The sequence below is a fragment of the Pseudooceanicola sp. HF7 genome (assembly GCF_011806405.1).
In the GTDB taxonomy this organism is placed as follows: Bacteria; Pseudomonadota; Alphaproteobacteria; order Rhodobacterales; family Rhodobacteraceae; genus Pseudooceanicola.
On sequence record NZ_JAATOW010000057.1, the window covers coordinates 1 to 16,289 of the forward strand.

The window sequence follows — 16,289 nt, forward strand, 5'->3', positions numbered from 1 at the left end:
GAAGCGGCGATGGAGGCCCTGCAGATCCCCCATGGCAAGGACGGGTTGAGCGCCGCGGCCAAGGTCATCGCCGGCGGGCGCGTCGCAGCCGTCTGAGGTTTCAGTATGGATGTCGGGTGGCTCTGAGCGGGCCGCCCGGCTTGCACAAGGGGCCGGGTCCTGCGGGACGCCGGCCCTTTTTGTCACGTCCCCTTAGGCACGCCGCCTCAAACGTGGGGCAGGCCGGTCAGCGCTGGTCAGAGATCCGTTTCCTCTGGGCCAGGATGTCGATCCCCAGGAAGACTAGGTAGGCGGCGGCCATTACCGCCCCCATGCCCCAGACCGCCCAGAGCGCAAAGAAGATCCACAGCAGGTTGACCAGCCCCATGACGAGGGCCGGAACCGTGTAGTCCGGGGCCCCCTGGTGAGGGGAGGCAGAGGAAAGATCTGATCGGGGCATATGCGGCGCGGGATTGGGCATGCGGGAGGACTCGTCAATTCTTGCCTCCCTTGCCTTTCAGAATAGCGAACGGATGCCGCTTTTCCAGAAAAACGCGCCCTTTGTGCGGCAATCCCGCCTGTGCCGGGGCTCAGGCCGTCTGGTCAAGCCGCGCCAGGGCGCGGGGCAGGGCCATTTCCAGCTGCGCCATGTCGGCTTCCGGTCCGCAGGAAATGCGGATGCAGCGGTCCTGCGGGGCCACGAAGGGCATGCGCACGAAGATCCCCTCTTCGCCCAGGGCCGCGACCAGCGCGCGCGAGCGGTCCCCGCCGCCGCCGCTTTCGACGCAGACGAAATTGGTGGCAGAGGGCAGGGCGGTCAGCCCGTTGGCCGCCGCGATGGCAGCGATGCGATCCCGGGAGGAGGCGACCTCTGCCCGGATGTGATCCAGCCAGGCGGCATCTTCCAGCGCAGCCAGGGCCCCGGCCTGGGCGGTGCGGTTCATGCCGAAATGGTTGCGCACCTTGTCAAAGGCGCGGATCAGCTCTGCCGCGCCAAGCGCATAGCCCACGCGCGCCCCGGCAAGCCCGTAGCCCTTGGAGAAGGTCCGCATGCGGATCACGCGGGGATCGTCCACCGCCAGCGGCACCGTGGCCTCTTGCGGGGCAAGCTCTGCGTAGGCTTCGTCCAGGATCAGCAGGGTGCCGGCGGGCAGGGCCTCTACCGCGCGGGCCACCTGGTCCCCGGTCATGTAGCTGCCCATGGGATTGTCGGGATTGGCGAAATAGACCAGCTTCGCGCCGACCTCTGCCGCGCGGGCGATCAGGGCCGGCAGGTCCTCTGCGTCGTCGCGGTAGGGGACGGTGTGGATCGTGCCGCCGAAGCCCGCGACATGGTAGTTGAAGGTGGGGTAGGCCCCGGCGGAGGTGACGATGCAATCGCCCTCTGTCACGGTCAGGCGGACCAGGTCGCAGAGCAGCCCGTCGATGCCGTTGCCGACGACGATGTTCTCTGCACCGCAGTCCCAGTGCCGGGCCAGCGCCATGCGCAGATCAAAGCTGGCCGGATCGCCGTATTGCCAGATCCCGTCCAGCGAGCGGCGCATCGCCTCTATCGCGCGGGGCGAGGGGCCGAAGCCGTTTTCGTTCGCGCCGAGACGGGCGGAGAACCCCGCGCCGCGTCTGCGTTCAAGTTCCTCTGGCCCGATGAAGGGCACGGAAGAGGGCAGGGCCGCGGCAAGCGGCGTCAGGCGGGCTTCGGAAGAAGAGTCTTTGGTCCGGGTCATGGCGCGTCATAGCCAAGCCGGGGCGGCGCTGACAAGGGTTTTGAACGCGGCCCCGCCATTGCCCGAAAGCGGGGGGCACGCAGGGCTTTGCGCGCAGGTCTGGAGGGGTTGTCAGATCAGCTGAGGCCGGCCGGCTCAGGCTCCGGATCCTTGTCCGGGGTGACCCGCTGTCCGGGGCCAAGGCGCAGCGTCTTGCCGCGGGGGCGGGCCGCGCGGTCCGGGCTGCGCACGGCCTCTGCCAGGTCCTTGCGGTAGGGTTCCGTGGTGGGCGGTTCAGGGGGCGGTTTGCCGGCATGGGCATCGGCGCGCCGGGCGGCGACGGCGGCGCGCAGGTGTGCGAAGGAAACCCGCCGGCGGCTGGAGTCCTTCTGGTCGAAGGCGCGGTCGGTTTCATAGAGGATCCGCTCCACCTGTCCGCCGGTTTCGGTCAGCTTGCGCGGCTTGCGGATCGGGGCTTCGGGGGGCGCTACCTGGTCGGGCGCCGGGTCTGCCCCTTGCGCGACGGGCGGGGGGCGATCCGGGAGAGGGGGCGTAAGGTCCTGTGATTTAGCTGGATTTTCCGGCTCGGACTCCGGCTCTGAGGATCGCCCAGGCTCGGGATCCTCGGGGTCCGGATCGCCGGAGCCATCGGCGGGCGGCGTGTCCGGCGCGGGGGGCGGGGGCACGGCGCTCAGGCAGGCTTCGAGCGCGCGCAGGATTTCCGGCGCGTCCTCATAGCCTTCCAGCTTGATGGAGAGCGCCCCGTAGGTGACGGAAAGGCTTTTCTTCGACTTGCTCACGTTCCGCCCCATCGCCCCTGTCGTTCGCGGCCGGTCGTCATGCCGGACCTTCTGGTTTTGCCCGTTCCGCTTTTGCCCGTTCCGGTTTTGCCTGTCCGGTCCCGCGCCTGCACGCGCAAACCGACGGGACCGGCCCGATTTGGACCACCCTGCCGTAAAAGACCGCGGCCCTGCGTCGGAAACCGTCCGATTCTGTGGTGCAGAGAGTGTCATTTTGTGACGATAATGTGGAGACAGTCCAACCCAGACCGGAGCCCCCATGACCCAGATTGACCAGACCCTCAGCGTCATTGAAAGCGAGGGGCCCGTGGCGCTGATCGGTGGCGGTGAAATCACCGGGCCGGTGGCAGAGCGCCTGATGGTCATGTGCGGCCCGGTGGTGGGGGCCGATGGCGGCGCGGAATGGCTGCTGCGCAAGGGGCGGATGCCCGATGCGGTGATCGGGGACATGGATTCGCTGAAGCCCACCTGGGCGCGCAAGATCCCGAAAGACCGGCTGTTCCGCATCACCGAGCAGGAGAGCACCGATTTCGAGAAATGCCTGACCCGGATCGAGGCGCCGCTGGTCATCGGCACCGGGTTCCTGGGTCGCCGGGTGGATCACATGCTGGCCGCCTTCACCGTCATGGCGCGCTACCCGGACCGGCCCTGCCTGCTGGCAGGTGCGGAGGACGTGATTTTTCACGCGCCGCCCCGGCTGGAGCTGAACCTGCCGCGGGGCTACCGTTTTTCGCTGTTTCCCATGGGGCCGGTCACCGGGCGCTCCGAGGGGCTGGAATGGCCGATCGACGGGATCGACTTTGCCCCGGACGGGCGCATCGGCACCTCGAACCGGGTCAGCGGCCCGGTGCGGCTGAGCTTTGACGCGCCGGGCATGCTGGTCATGGTACCGGGGGAGGCGCTGGCGGATGTGGCAGAGGCGCTTCTGGCGCAGACCGCGCGATGGAGCGCTCGCGCAGGATGATGTAGAGCCCGGCGGCGATGATGATGCCGATGCCCAACAGGGCCAGGCCGTCGGGGAATTCGCGGAAGACCAGCCAGCCGATCACCGCCGTCATGGGAAGCTCGAGGTATTGCATCGGTGCCAGGGTGGCGGCCGGGGCGAAGCGCAGCGACCAGGTCATCAGCAGGTGGCCGAAAGATCCGAACAGCCCGGTCAGCAGCACCAGTCCCCAGAGGTGCAGGGGCGGCGTGTCATAGGCCATCCCGGGCAGGGAGAGCGCATCGGCCAGCAGCATCAGCGGTACCAGGATCACCGTGGCCATCACGCCGCTGACGGCCTGCATGGCGATGGGATCGGTGGCCCGCGCGACCTGGCGGGTGACCAGGCTGAAGGCGGTGAAGTTCACGGCCACCAGCAGCGGCAGCAGGGCCTTCCAGCCGACGGCGACAAAGCTGGGCTGGATCACCAGCAACGTGCCGCAGAAGCCCACGGCCACGGCGGCCATGCGCCGTGGGCCGATCTCTTCCCCAAGGAAGAACGAGCCGGCCAGCAGGGTCAGGAAGGGCATGACGAAGGCGATGGCGATGGCATCCGCCAGCGGCAGGTAGCGCAGCGAGACGATCATGAAATAGACCCCCGCCATGTGCAGCAGCGTGCGCAGGAAGGTCAGCCGCAAGGGCCGTCCGCGCGCAGGCCAGGGCCGGCGCATCAGCCAGACCAGCGGCAGCAGCAGCACCGCCTGCAGCGCGAAACGGAACAGCAGGATATTGGCCGAGGTCATCTCTGCCCCGAGGATCTTGACCACCGCGTCGGCGCAGGGCGCCACGACGCAGAAGCCCGACATCAGGGCGATGCCCAGCATGGGATGATCTTTGTGTTCCGTCATGGCGCGACGCTATGTGGCGTCGGCCCGGAAGTCGAGAGGGCGCGGGAACCCGCGCCCTGCAATACCGCCTTGGCGGGAATGGCGTTACCTGGCCGCCGCGCCCTTCAGAAGGGCGACGCAAAGCTCTGTCGCCTTGCGCATGTCCTGCACGGAGACCCATTCGAGCGGCCCGTGAATGCATTGCATCCCGGTGAAGAGGTTGGGCGTCGGCACCCCCATCTCCGTCAGCCGGGAGCCATCGGTGCCCCCCCGGATCGGCACGGAAAGCGGCTCTACCCCCACGGCGCGGGCGGCGTCGCGGGCCAGGTCGACCGGGGTCATGTCCTTTTCCAGCCAGTAGCGCATGTTGCGGTACTGCGGCTTGATGGTGCAGCTGATCTGGGCGCGCGGCTCTGTCGCCTGCACGGCGGCGCAGACCTTGCGCAGCATCTCTCCCTTGGCTTCCAGCCCGTCCAGCTCGAAGTCCCGCAGGATGATCTTGATCCGCATTTCCGAAGAGCCGCCGATCATGTCGGTGGCATGGATGAAGCCTTCGTCGCCTTCGGTCAGCTCCGGCTGCATGGTGCCCTGGGGCAGGGCCGAGATGATCCGCGAGGCCAGGTGGATGGCGTTGACCAGCTTGCCCTTGGCATAGCCGGGGTGGATGGAGACGCCATTGACCACCACCTCTGCCAGGTCGGCGGAGAAGCTTTCGTATTCGACCTCGCCCACCTTGCCGCCATCGAAGGTATAGGCGAAATCGGCGGCCAGGTCCCTTGGCAGTTCGGGGCCGACGCCGCGCCCGATCTCTTCGTCCGGGGTGAAGGCGATGCGGATGGGGCCGTGGGGGATGTCGGGGTTTTCCATCAGGTGACGCGCGGCGGTCATGATGATGGCCACGCCCGCCTTGTCGTCCGCGCCCAGCAGGGTCAGGCCGGAGGCGGTGATGATGTCATGGCCCTGCTTCTGCGCGAGATAGGGGAAGTCCTTGGGCGACAGCACCAGCTCCGCGTTGTCGGGATAGGTGATGTCCCCGCCGTTGTAGCCCTTGATCACGCGGGGCTTCACGCCGGTGGCGTTGAACTGGGGCGCGGTGTCGACATGGGCCAGCAGCCCGATGGTCGGCGCATCGGTATTGCCGGGAAGGGTGGCCAGCACGACGCCGTAATCGGTGATGGTCACCTCCTGCGCGCCGATCTCCGTCAGCTCGTCCCGCAGCATGTTCAGCATGTTGTACTGGATCTGGGTCGACGGCGAAGAGGGGCTGTCGGCATCGCTTTGGCTGTCCACGGCGGCATAGCGGACAAGGCGGCTTTCAAGCTCTGGATCGAAGGCTTCGGACATGGGGACTCCTGCAGGGTGGCGCGCCGGGGCGCTTCGCGCGAAGCCTAGGGGGCGGCGCTGGCAGAGGGAAGGGGGATGCTGGGGCAGGGTGCGTCCCTTCGGCGCGGCCTTGTGGCGCGGGGGGCGGGCGGCGGCGCGGCGCGCATGCCCTTGCCGCCGCCGCGCCCCCCGCCTAACGTGCCGCCAGCTAAGGAGGATCAATTCCATGACAGACAGAACCCCCGGTTTCGACACGCTTGCCGTCCACGCAGGGGCAGAGCCCGATCCGGCGACGGGCGCGCGGCAGATCCCGATCTACCAGACCACGTCCTATGTGTTCCGCGATGCCGATCACGCGGCAAAACTGTTCAACCTTGAAGAGGTTGGCTACATCTATTCCCGGCTTACCAACCCGACCGTCGCCGCGCTGGCCGACCGGGTGACGGCGCTGGAAGGCGGCGCGGGCGGTATCGCCTGTTCCTCTGGCCACGCGGCGCAGCTCATGGCGCTCTTCCCGCTGATGGGGCCGGGCTGCAACATCGTCTCTTCCTCGCGTCTTTACGGCGGCACGATCACCCAGTTCAGCCAGACCATCCGCCGCTTCGGCTGGTCCGCCACCTTCGTGGATACCGATGATCTGGACGCCGTGAAGGCCGCCATCGACGAGAACACCCGCGCGATCTTCTGCGAGACCATCGCCAACCCCGGCGGATACGTCACCGACATCGCCGCCATGGCCAAGATCGCCGATGAGGCCGGCCTGCCGCTGATCGTGGACAACACCACGGCCACGCCCTTCCTGTGCCGCCCGATCGATCACGGCGCCACGCTGGTGGTGCATTCGGCCACCAAGTACCTGACCGGCAACGGCACGGTCACCGGCGGCATCGTGGTGGATTCGGGCAAGTTCGACTGGTCCGCCTCGGACAAGTTCCCGTCGCTGAGCCAGCCCGAACCGGCCTACCACGGGCTGACCTTCCACGCGGCGCTTGGCCCGATGGCCTTCACCTTCCACTCCATCGCCGTCGGCCTGCGCGACCTTGGCATGACGATGAACCCGCAGGGCGCGCATTACACGCTGATGGGGATCGAGACCCTGGGCCTGCGGATGGAGCGCCATGTGCGCAACGCCCAGGAAGTGGCCGAATGGCTGGAGAAGGATCCCCGGGTCGAGGCCGTGACCTATGCCGGTCTGCCCTCTTCGCCCTGGCATGAGCGCGCCCAGAAAGTGGTGCCCAAAGGCGCGGGCGCACTGTTCACCGTGTCGCTGAAGGGCGGCTATGACGCCTGCGTCAAGCTGGTCGACAGCCTGAAGCTGTTCAGCCATGTCGCCAACCTGGGCGATACGCGCAGCCTGATCATCCACCCGGCATCGACCACCCACCGCCAGCTTGAGGCCGAACAGCAGGTCAAGGCGGGCGCGGCCCCCAACGTCGTGCGGATCTCCATCGGGATCGAGGACGTGGCCGATATCATCGCCGACCTCGACCAGGGGCTTGCCGCCGCGACGGCCTGAGCCGACCGGACGAGGGTCAAGTAAAGAAACGGGCGGGCACCTGGGTGCCCGCCCGATCTGTTTTCAGGAGAGGCCGGTCGCCGCTGCCCTCAGCAATTGGGCACGTTCACCGCCAGCCCGCCCAGCGAGGTCTCCTTGTACTTTTCGTGCATGTCGCGGCCTGTCTGGCGCATGGTTTCGATGCAGGCATCCAGCGGCACGAAATGACGCCCGTCGCCGCGCAGGGCCAGGGAGGCGGCAGAGACGGCCTTGATCGCGCCCAGCCCGTTGCGTTCGATACAGGGCACCTGCACCAGGCCCGCGACCGGATCGCAGGTCATGCCCAGGTGATGTTCCAGCGCGATTTCCGCGGCGTTCTCGATCTGCTCGGGCGTGCCGCCCATGACGGCGCAGAGCCCGGCGGCGGCCATGGCGGCGGCCGAGCCGACCTCTGCCTGGCAGCCCGCTTCGGCCCCCGAGATAGAGGCGTTGAACTTCACCAGCCCGCCGATGGCGGAGGCGGTCAGGAAGAACTCCGTGACCTTTTCGCGCGTCGCGGTGGGCACATGGGTCAGCCAGTATTTCACCACCGCCGGCATGACGCCCGCCGCGCCGTTGGTGGGGGCGGTGACGACCTGGCCACCGGCGGCGTTTTCCTCGTTCACGGCCATGGCGTAGGCGCTGATCCAGTCGTTCACCACATGGGGCGGGGCCAGGTTGCGGCCCGCTTCGTCCAGCAGCATGTCGTGGATCTTGCCCGCGCGCCGGCGCACGGCCAGGCCGCCGGGCAGGATGCCATCGGCCTTCAGCCCGCGGTCGATGCAATCGGACATAACCTGCCAGACCCGGTTGATCCCGGCAGAGACATCCGGGCGGCCCCGCGCGGCTTCGTTGGCGCCTTTCATCTGGGCGATGCTCAGGCCCGACTTGCGCGCCATTTCAAGCATTTCGGCGGCGGACTTGAAGGGGTAGGGCACCGGCGGGCCCTCTGCCTCTGCCTTGCCCTCGGCCAGCTCTGCCTCTGTCAGGACGAAGCCGCCGCCGATGGAATAATAGACCTCTGACAGGATGACGTCGCCCTGGGCATCCAGCGCCATCAGCCGCATCCCGTTGGGATGGCCGGGCAGGGGTTCATCGTAATCGAAGCGCAGGTCCGAGGCGGGATCGAAGCGCAGCTGCCCCAGCCCCTTGGGTGCGACATGGTGATGCTGTTCGATGTAATCGAGGGCGGCGTCGGCCGCCTGGGCGTCATAGCTTTCGGGGGCAAAACCGGCCAGGCCCAGGATCGTGGCGCGATCGGTGGCATGGCCCTTGCCGGTGAAGGCCAGCGAGCCGTGCAAGGAGGCGCGCAGCCCGTGGGCATCAAAGGGGGCGGCGCGCAGCAGGTCCAGGAAGCGGGCGGCGGCCACCATCGGCCCCATGGTATGGGACGAGGACGGGCCGATGCCGATCTTGAAGATGTCGAAGACAGAGAGGAACATGAGGCACTCCTTTGCGGGCAGGGTAAGCCTGGCCGGGATTGCCCGTCGCGTCAAAAGCGACATCGCGCGAACGGCCTGCGTCCGTCGTGCATTTGTGCAGGGAATTCGCCCCTCGCATCCCGCTGCTGCCCAACCTATAACCGGGCCGGGTAAACTGGAGACCAAGAATGATCGCTGAGCTGTCCCCGGCCGACAAGGCCAAGTTCGCCGCCGCGCGGCGCGCCGTGGATTTCGTCGAGGACGGGATGCGGCTGGGCCTTGGCACCGGCAGCACGGCCGCCTGGATGGTGAAGTGCCTGGGGAACCGGGTGCGCAACGAAGGGCTGAAGATCCGGGGTGTCCCGACCTCTTCGCGCACGGCGGCCCTGGCGGCGGACTGCGGGATCGAGGTGATCACCCTGGACCAGGCCGGCTGGCTGGACCTGACCATCGACGGCGCGGATGAATTCGACGCCGACTACCGCCTGATCAAGGGCGGCGGCGGGGCGCATCTGCAGGAAAAGATCGTCGCGGCGGCCAGTGACCGGATGCTGGTGATCACGGATCCCAGCAAGGACGTGGCGACGCTTGGCGCCTTTCCCCTGCCGCTTGAGGTGATCCCCTTCGGCATGGAAACCACCCGGCGGCTGGTCGAACGGGTGCTGGCCGATGCGGATGTCGACGGGCGCGGCACCGCCTTCCGGAAAGCCGGAGAGGGGCTTTTCGTCACCGATGAGGGCAACCACACGCTGGATCTGCAGCTGGGCCGCATCGGCGATCCCGAGGGGCTGAGCGCCGCGCTGAACGCCATTCCCGGCGTGGTGGAAAACGGGCTCTTCATGAATATCTGCGACGTGATCGTGATTGGCCACGAGGATGGCCGCGCGGTAACGCGACAGAAGGGCAAAGGCGGCGAGGAGGAAACGCGCCTTGATTTTGCGGAAGAGGACAAGCTCTTCCAGGCTGACAACTGAAAAGGACCTCCCATGAGCTTCGACTATGATCTCTTCGTGATCGGTGCCGGATCCGGCGGTGTGCGTGCGGCCCGCGTGGCGGCCGGCGAAACCGGCGCCAAGGTCGCCATCGCAGAAGAAAGCCGGTACGGCGGCACCTGCGTCATCCGGGGCTGCGTGCCCAAGAAGCTGATGGTCTATGCCTCTGGCTACGGGACCGTGGCCGAAGAGGCCCGCGCCTATGGCTGGGATGCAGAGATCAAGGATTTCGACTGGCTGGCCTTCCGCGGCAAGCTGCATGCGGAGCTGGACCGGCTGGAAGGGGTCTACAACCGCCTGCTGGATGGCTCCGGCGTGGAGAAACTCGACCAGCGCGCGACCATCAAGGATGCCCATACGGTCCTGCTGGCCGATGGCACGGAAAAGACCGCCAAGCATATCCTGATCGCCACCGGCGGGCGCCCCGTGCGCCCCGATATCCCGGGGGCGGAGCTGGGCATGGTGTCGGACGACATCTTCAACATGGAGAGCCTGCCCAAGGATATCCTGATCGTGGGCGGCGGCTACATTGGCTGTGAATTCGCCTGCGTGCTCAACGGGATGGGCGTGAACGTCACGCAGTATTACCGTGGCCTGCAGGTGCTGCGCGGCTTTGACGAGGAAGCGCGCAGCCTGATCGCGGACGAGATGCGCATCGCCGGCATCGACGTGCAGACCGGCACCGATGTCAGCAAGCTGGAGCAGGACGGCGACAAGATCACCGTCACCCGGCTGGATGGTAGCACCGCCAGCTTCGACCAGGTGATCTTTGCCACGGGCCGGCGGCCCAACACCGATGGAATGGGCCTTGAAGAGGCGGGCGTCACGCTGAAGGGCAACGGCGCGATCGAGGTGGATGACTTCAGCCACACCGGCGTGCCCTCGATCTACGCGATCGGCGATGTCACGGACCGCCTGCAGCTGACCCCGGTCGCGATCCGCGAGGGCATGGCCTTTGTCGAGACCGTCTTCAAGGGCAACCCCACCAAGCCCGATCACGAGCTGATCCCGACGGCGATCTTCACGCAGCCCGAGATGGGCACCATCGGCCTGTCCGAGGAAGACGCGCGCGACCAGGCCAAGGAGCCGCTGGAAATCTACGCGACCTCCTTCAAGCCGATGCAGCAGAGCTTCGCCGGCGGCGCCGCGCAGAAGATCCTGATGAAGCTTGTCGTGGGCGCGCACAGCCGCAAGGTCCTGGGCTGCCATATCGTGGGCCCCTCTGCGGGCGAGATGATCCAGATGGCGGGTATCGCCGTAAAAATGGGTGCAACCAAGGAGGACTTCGACCGGACCGTCGCCGTCCACCCGACTGCAGCCGAAGAGATGGTGACTATGCGGAATCCCGTGCGAACCACCTGAAAAGCTTGAAACACGGCCCGCGACTGCACAGGTTGGGGCAAACTACCTGAAAGGGAAGGGGAGAATATGGCTGGCAACAATGGCGGTCCCTGGGGGGGCGGCGGTTCCGGCGGAGGGCGTCCGACGCCTCCGGGCAACAACGGGGGCGATGACAAGCGCCGCCCGCCTGGGGGGAACAATCCTTCGGGCATTCCGGATATCGACGACCTCGTCCGCAAGGGCCAGGACCAGCTGCGTGTGCTGATGGGCGGCAAGGGCGGCGATACGCCCCGGCGTCCCGGCTCCGGCGGTCCGGGCGGTGGCAGCGGTGGCCCGCTTGTCACCCGCGGGACCGTGGTGATCGGCCTGATCGTCCTGTTCGGTCTCTGGCTCTTTGCCAGCGTCTACACCGTGCGCCCGGATGAGAAATCCGTGGAGCTCTTCCTGGGCGAATACTCTTCGACCGGGGAACCTGGTCTGAACTTTGCGCCCTGGCCGATCGTCACGCATGAGGTCATCGCGACCACGCGGGAACGCACGGTCGAGCTGGGCCAGGGGTCCAGCGGTGCCAACGCCGGCCTGATGCTGACGGGCGACGAGAACATCGTGGACATCGATTTCCAGGTCGTCTGGAACATCACCGATCCGGCTCAGTTCCTGTTCAACCTGCGTGATCCGCAGATGACCATCGAGGCCGTGTCCGAATCCGCCATGCGCGAGATCATCGCGCAATCCCCGCTGTCGCCGATCCTCAACCGGGATCGTGGCGCGATTGCCGGCCGCCTCCAGGATATGATCCAGGAAACGCTGGACAGCTACGGCGCCGGCATGAACGTCATCCGTGTGAACTTCGACAAGGCCGACCCGCCCGTGCAGGTCATCGATTCCTTCCGCGAAGTGCAGGCGGCAGAGCAGGAGCGTGAGCGCCTGACCAACACCGCCGATGCCTATGCCAACCGTGTCACCGCCGCTGCCCGTGGTGCTGCCGCGCAGATGCTGCAGGAAGCCGAAGGCTACCGTGCGCAGGTCGTCAACGAGGCCGAAGGTGAGGCAAGCCGCTTCTCCGCCGTGCTGGACGAATACCGCAAGGCCCCGGAAGTGACCCGCAAGCGTCTCTACATCGAGATGATGGAAGACGTGCTGGGTGATGTGAACAAGGTCCTGATCGACGAGAAAGCCGGTTCGGGCGTGCTGCCCTACCTGCCGCTCAACGAACTGGCCCCCGGCGCCAAGCCGCAAGACGGCGCGTCCAGCGCCGGCTCGAACTGAGGAGTGACGAGATGAAAAAGAGTTACATTTTCCTCGTCGTGGTGGTTTTGGCCGTCCTGGCCTTCTTCAGCTCCATCTTCATCACCGATGAACGCGAGAACTCGCTTGTTCTGCAGTTCGGGCGGGTCGTGAAGGTCAAGCAGGATCCGGGCCTGGCCTTCAAGATCCCGCTGGTCCAGGAAGTGGTCACCTACGACGACCGTATCCTGAGCCGCGACATCGAACCGCTTGAGGTCACGCCGCTGGATGACCGCCGCCTGGTCGTGGACGCCTTCGCGCGCTTCCGCATCGCCGACGTGCGCCAGTTCCGCGAGGCCAACGGCACCGGCGGGATCGTGGCGGCAGAGAGCCGGCTTGATTCGATCCTGCGTTCGCAGACCCGCGAAGTGCTGGGCTCTGTCACCTCGGACGAGATCCTCTCGGCCGACCGTGCCGCGCTGATGACCCGTATCCGCGATGCTGCCTTCGCCGAGGCCCAGGGCCTGGGGATCGAGGTGGTGGACGTGCGGATCAAGCGCACCGACCTGCCGACAGAGAACCTTGACGCGACCTTCGCCCGGATGCGGGCCGAACGGGAACGTGAAGCGGCAGATCAGATCGCCCGCGGTAACGAACGCGCCCAGGAGATCCGCGCCGAAGCCGACCGGAAGAAGGTGGAAACCGAATCCGACGCGCAGCGGCAGGCAGAGATCATCCGCGGTGAATCCGATGCACGCCGGAACGGCATCTTCGCGCAGGCCTTCGGGGCGGACCAGGAATTCTTTGAATTCTACCGCTCCCTGAACGCCTACCGGAACGCGCTGGCGGGGTCGAACTCCACCATGGTGATCTCTCCGGACAGCGAATTCTTCAACTACCTCAAGTCGGATAACCCGACCGGGGTGGCGCCGGCGCCCTTCACGGCACTGGATCCCGAAGAAGAAGCCGTGATCCTGGACAACGGGGACGCAACCGATGCCTCCCTGATGCCCGAGATGGACAGCGCGATGGACAGCGAGACGGACAGTGGCACGCAACCGGCTGCAGAGCCGGAGGCAGCGCCCGAGACCGCGCCGGAAGCGGCCCCTGAAGCGGAAACCGACGCGCAGACGGAAGAGGCGGTGCCCGCCGAATGATGGCGGCACTTGCCACCGGGCTTCTTGTGCTCGGCTTCGTGATGCTGATCGAGGGGCTGGCCTATGCGCTGGCCCCTTCGCTTGTGGAGCGCCTGCTTGCGGCGCTGGCCGCCTTGCCGATCCCGATGCGCCGCCAGATCGGCCTTCTGGCCATGTTGGCGGGTTTGATCCTGCTCTGGGCGGCCAAATCCCTTGGTGCCTGAGGTGGGGCCGCCACCCCGCCTGACACGGGCCCGAGAGCTTTCTTTCAAAGCGCGCCGTGACCCATTTTCTGAAAAATTTACGGAAAATCAGGGCTTGGGTGAAACGCTGGCCCCGGAACCGGAGCATGTGGCGACCCAAGGGGCAGGGCAGGCGGGAATTCTCTCACAGGAGAGTCACGTCCTGTTGACGCCGCGCGATAGGCTTTGTGTTGCAGCCACGAAGGCCTACATTAGAAAACAATGACATGTTCTGGCCCGTTGGCGGGCAGGGAACCAGTCCTAAGGATGAAGGAGACACTGGAATGACCAGACAGGCCTTGGCCTTCCGATCCGAAACCCCGCAAACGCTTCGGGCCTTCTGGCTTGGCGTGCTGACCGTGCTGATGCTGCTGGCGCAGACACTGTCGGCCCGGGCCCTGCCCGAAAGCTTTGCCGACCTGGCCGACAAGATCAGCCCCTCGGTCGTGAACATCACCACCTCTACCACCGTGACCGCGCGCTCCCAGCCCTCGCCGCTGGTGCCGGAAGGTTCCCCCTTTGAGGATTTCTTCCGCGAGTTCCAGGACCGCAACGGTGGCGGTGATGATGCCCGCCCGCGGCGCAGCCAGGCGCTTGGCTCGGGCTTCGTGATCTCGGAAGATGGCTATATCGTCACGAACAACCACGTGATCGAGAACGCGGACGAGATCGAGATCGAGTTCTTCAACGGTGAGCGTCTGGATGCGACGCTGGTGGGGACCGATCCCAACACGGATATCGCGCTTCTCAAGGTCGATGCCGAGCAGCCGCTGCCCTTCGTGACCTTCGGCGACAGCGATATCGCGCGTGTCGGTGACTGGGTCGTGGCCATGGGCAACCCGCTGGGTCAGGGCTTCTCCGTTTCGGCGGGGATCGTTTCTGCCCGTAACCGTGCTCTGAGCGGCACCTACGACGATTACATCCAGACGGACGCGGCGATCAACCGCGGCAACTCCGGTGGTCCGCTGTTCAACGCGGAAGGCCAAGTGATCGGCGTCAACACCGCGATCCTGTCGCCCAACGGTGGCTCCATCGGGATCGGCTTCTCCATGGCGTCCAACGTGGTCTCCAAGGTGGTCGATCAGCTGAAGGAATACGGTGAGACCCGTCGCGGCTGGCTGGGTGTGCGCATCCAGGACGTGACCGAGGACATGGCGGAAGCCATGGGTATGGACACTGCCAAGGGCGCGATGGTCACCGATGTCCCCGAGGGCCCTGCAGAGGCCGCTGGCATGCAGGCCGGTGACGTGATCATGAGCTTCGATGGCGTCGATGTCGAAGACACCCGCGGCCTGGTGCGCCAGGTGGGCAACACCTCTGTCGGCAAGACCGTCCGCGTGACCGTCTGGCGCGACGGAGAGATGGAGACCCTGCGCGTGACCCTCGGCCGCCGCGAGAACGCCGAAGCCGTGCCGGCTGCTCAGACCCAGGACCTGCCGGGCGATCCGGAAGTGATGGACCTGATGGGCATGTCCCTGAGCGAGCTCACCCCGGACCTGCGCGAGCAGCTGGACCTGAGCGAGGATGCAACGGGCCTGGTGGTCACGGATGTCGACGAGATGGCCGATGCCTTTGAAAAGGGCGTGCGCGCCGGTGACGTGATCACCGATGCAGGCCAGCAGAAGGTGACCTCCATCGCCGATCTCCAGGAGCGGATCAAATCCGCCGAGGACGCCGGCCGCAAGTCCATTCTGCTGCTGGTCCGCCAGAACGGCGATCCGCGCTTCGTGGCCCTGCCGCTGGACCAGTAAGACAGATCATCCCATCCCTCGGGATATGGAAAGGGCGCCTTCGGGCGCCCTTTTTTCATGGGTGGAAGGGTCTGCGCCCGGAGAGGGGGGCTGCGGGCCTAGCGGGGCAGGCTGTCGAGCATGGCCGAGATATCCTCGATCTCTTCGGCGATGACATGGGTGACGCCATCGGCGCGCTGGATCCGGCCCGTCACGCGCAGCATCCGGCCGGAGATGGCCGCGCGGCGGTAGGCCTCGAACACCTTGCGCCAGGTGATGATGTTGACCACGCCGGTCTCATCCTCGAGCGTCAGGAAGACGACGCCCTTGGCGGTGCCGGGGCGCTGGCGCAGGATCACCAGCCCGGCGACGGTGATGCGCGCGCCATTGGGCGGGCGGTCGGTCCAGGCGGCGGGCACCGCCAGCGGTGGGCGGGGCCAGTCCGCGGGGCGCGCCGCAGGGGGCGGGATCCCATCTGGCCGGGCCCCATCTGGCAGGGAAGCACCTGGCTGGGGGGCCTTTTTCAGCGCGGTGGGGGGGTGGTCGGTCCTGAGGTCGGTCATCACGGGGCCTTGGCGAACAGAGCTTGGGCAGGAATCTGGAACAAAGATAGAACATTTGCGCCGGATCGCAAGCGCAGCCTGCCGCCCCGGCGAAAGGGGGTGGAAGCGGGCGGGCCGGGGCACTAGGTAGGCCCAAGCACCAATCCAGACGAGGCGCAGATGGCGAAGATCACCTATATCGAATTTGGCGGCAAAGAGCATGTCGTGGACGTTCCCAACGGTCTGACCGTGATGGAAGGCGCGCGTGACAACGGCATTCCCGGCATCGAAGCCGATTGCGGCGGCGCCTGCGCCTGTTCCACCTGCCATGTCTACGTGGCCCCCGACTGGGTGGAGAAACTGCCCGCGAAGGATGACATGGAAGAAGACATGCTCGACTTCGCCTATGAGCCCGACCCCGCGCGCTCGCGCCTGACCTGCCAGCTCAAGGTCACGGATGCGCTGGACGGCCTGGTCGTGCAGATGCCCGAAAAGCAGATCTGATGCCGCC

The 16,289-nt window shown here is 66.6% G+C and carries 16 protein-coding genes; 9 read left to right on the top strand and 7 right to left on the bottom strand.

The features are described 5' to 3' along the window. Positions 1–226: 226 nt before the first annotated feature. The 3 genes from HCZ97_RS19820 to HCZ97_RS19830 all read right to left on the bottom strand — a co-directional run bounded on the left by HCZ97_RS19820 (position 227) and on the right by HCZ97_RS19830 (position 2,482). Complete coding sequence (locus HCZ97_RS19820) at positions 227–460, bottom strand: hypothetical protein (RefSeq protein WP_254871621.1); 234 nt, start codon at positions 458–460, stop codon at positions 227–229. A gap of 109 nt (positions 461–569) precedes the next feature. After that, complete coding sequence (locus tag HCZ97_RS19825; protein ID WP_167690844.1) at positions 570–1,703, bottom strand: pyridoxal phosphate-dependent aminotransferase; 1,134 nt, start codon at positions 1,701–1,703, stop codon at positions 570–572. Between the two features lie 116 nt (positions 1,704–1,819). Continuing rightward, entirely contained in the window at positions 1,820–2,482 is a 663-nt protein-coding gene (locus HCZ97_RS19830; protein WP_167690845.1) for a hypothetical protein, read from the bottom strand. Positions 2,483–2,741: 259 nt separating this feature from the next. Here HCZ97_RS19830 and HCZ97_RS19835 point away from each other — a divergent pair, with 259 nt between their 5' ends. Further along, positions 2,742–3,446: a thiamine diphosphokinase gene (locus tag HCZ97_RS19835; protein ID WP_167690846.1), complete on the top strand. Its 705-nt coding sequence runs from the start codon at positions 2,742–2,744 to the stop codon at positions 3,444–3,446. Here HCZ97_RS19835 and HCZ97_RS19840 read toward each other — a convergent pair. Beyond that, a complete protein-coding gene (locus HCZ97_RS19840) occupies positions 3,364–4,311 on the bottom strand; it encodes a DMT family transporter (RefSeq protein ID WP_167690847.1) in 948 nt (315 codons plus the stop codon). The genes HCZ97_RS19835 and HCZ97_RS19840 overlap by 83 nt on opposite strands. Positions 4,312–4,395: 84 nt before the next feature. Beyond that, a complete protein-coding gene (gene pepT, locus HCZ97_RS19845; RefSeq protein WP_167690848.1) occupies positions 4,396–5,634 on the bottom strand; it encodes a peptidase T in 1,239 nt (412 codons plus the stop codon). Positions 5,635–5,839: 205 nt separating this feature from the next. Here pepT and HCZ97_RS19850 point away from each other — a divergent pair, with 205 nt between their 5' ends. Then, entirely contained in the window at positions 5,840–7,129 is a 1,290-nt protein-coding gene (locus tag HCZ97_RS19850) for an O-acetylhomoserine aminocarboxypropyltransferase/cysteine synthase family protein (protein WP_167690849.1), read from the top strand. Positions 7,130–7,218: 89 nt separating this feature from the next. Here HCZ97_RS19850 and HCZ97_RS19855 read toward each other — a convergent pair whose 3' ends face one another. Then, complete coding sequence (locus HCZ97_RS19855; protein ID WP_167690850.1) at positions 7,219–8,589, bottom strand: L-serine ammonia-lyase; 1,371 nt, start codon at positions 8,587–8,589, stop codon at positions 7,219–7,221. 167 nt (positions 8,590–8,756) lie between these two features. Here HCZ97_RS19855 and rpiA point away from each other — a divergent pair, with 167 nt between their 5' ends. The 6 genes from rpiA (at position 8,757) to HCZ97_RS19885 (ending at position 15,257) form a co-directional block, all read left to right on the top strand. After that, positions 8,757–9,542 (top strand): ribose-5-phosphate isomerase RpiA, encoded by a 786-nt coding sequence (gene rpiA / locus HCZ97_RS19860; protein ID WP_167690851.1) that lies wholly within the window; start codon positions 8,757–8,759, stop codon positions 9,540–9,542. Between the two features lie 12 nt (positions 9,543–9,554). After that, a complete protein-coding gene (gene gor, locus HCZ97_RS19865) occupies positions 9,555–10,922 on the top strand; it encodes a glutathione-disulfide reductase (RefSeq protein WP_167690852.1) in 1,368 nt (455 codons plus the stop codon). 66 nt (positions 10,923–10,988) lie between these two features. Then, positions 10,989–12,170, top strand: coding sequence for an FtsH protease activity modulator HflK (gene hflK / locus HCZ97_RS19870; RefSeq protein ID WP_167690853.1), 1,182 nt, complete (start codon positions 10,989–10,991; stop codon positions 12,168–12,170). A gap of 11 nt (positions 12,171–12,181) precedes the next feature. Next, positions 12,182–13,285 carry a protease modulator HflC gene (gene hflC, locus HCZ97_RS19875; protein ID WP_167690854.1) on the top strand — a complete coding sequence of 368 codons (1,104 nt, stop codon included), beginning with the start codon at positions 12,182–12,184 and terminating at the stop codon, positions 13,283–13,285. Beyond that, complete coding sequence (locus HCZ97_RS19880) at positions 13,282–13,488, top strand: DUF2065 domain-containing protein (RefSeq protein ID WP_254871622.1); 207 nt, start codon at positions 13,282–13,284, stop codon at positions 13,486–13,488. Before hflC ends, HCZ97_RS19880 begins: the two co-directional genes overlap by 4 nt. A gap of 302 nt (positions 13,489–13,790) precedes the next feature. Beyond that, entirely contained in the window at positions 13,791–15,257 is a 1,467-nt protein-coding gene (locus HCZ97_RS19885; RefSeq protein WP_167690855.1) for a DegQ family serine endoprotease, read from the top strand. 98 nt (positions 15,258–15,355) lie between these two features. Here the strand turns inward: HCZ97_RS19885 and HCZ97_RS19890 are convergent, their stop codons facing one another. Then, entirely contained in the window at positions 15,356–15,799 is a 444-nt protein-coding gene (locus HCZ97_RS19890) for an OB-fold nucleic acid binding domain-containing protein (protein ID WP_167690856.1), read from the bottom strand. Positions 15,800–15,958: 159 nt separating this feature from the next. On the opposite strand from HCZ97_RS19890, the gene HCZ97_RS19895 reads away from it, so the two are divergent. Next, on the top strand, positions 15,959–16,282 hold the full coding sequence (locus tag HCZ97_RS19895; protein ID WP_167690857.1) for a 2Fe-2S iron-sulfur cluster-binding protein: 324 nt from the start codon (positions 15,959–15,961) through the stop codon (positions 16,280–16,282). The last annotated feature ends 7 nt before the right edge of the window (positions 16,283–16,289 follow it).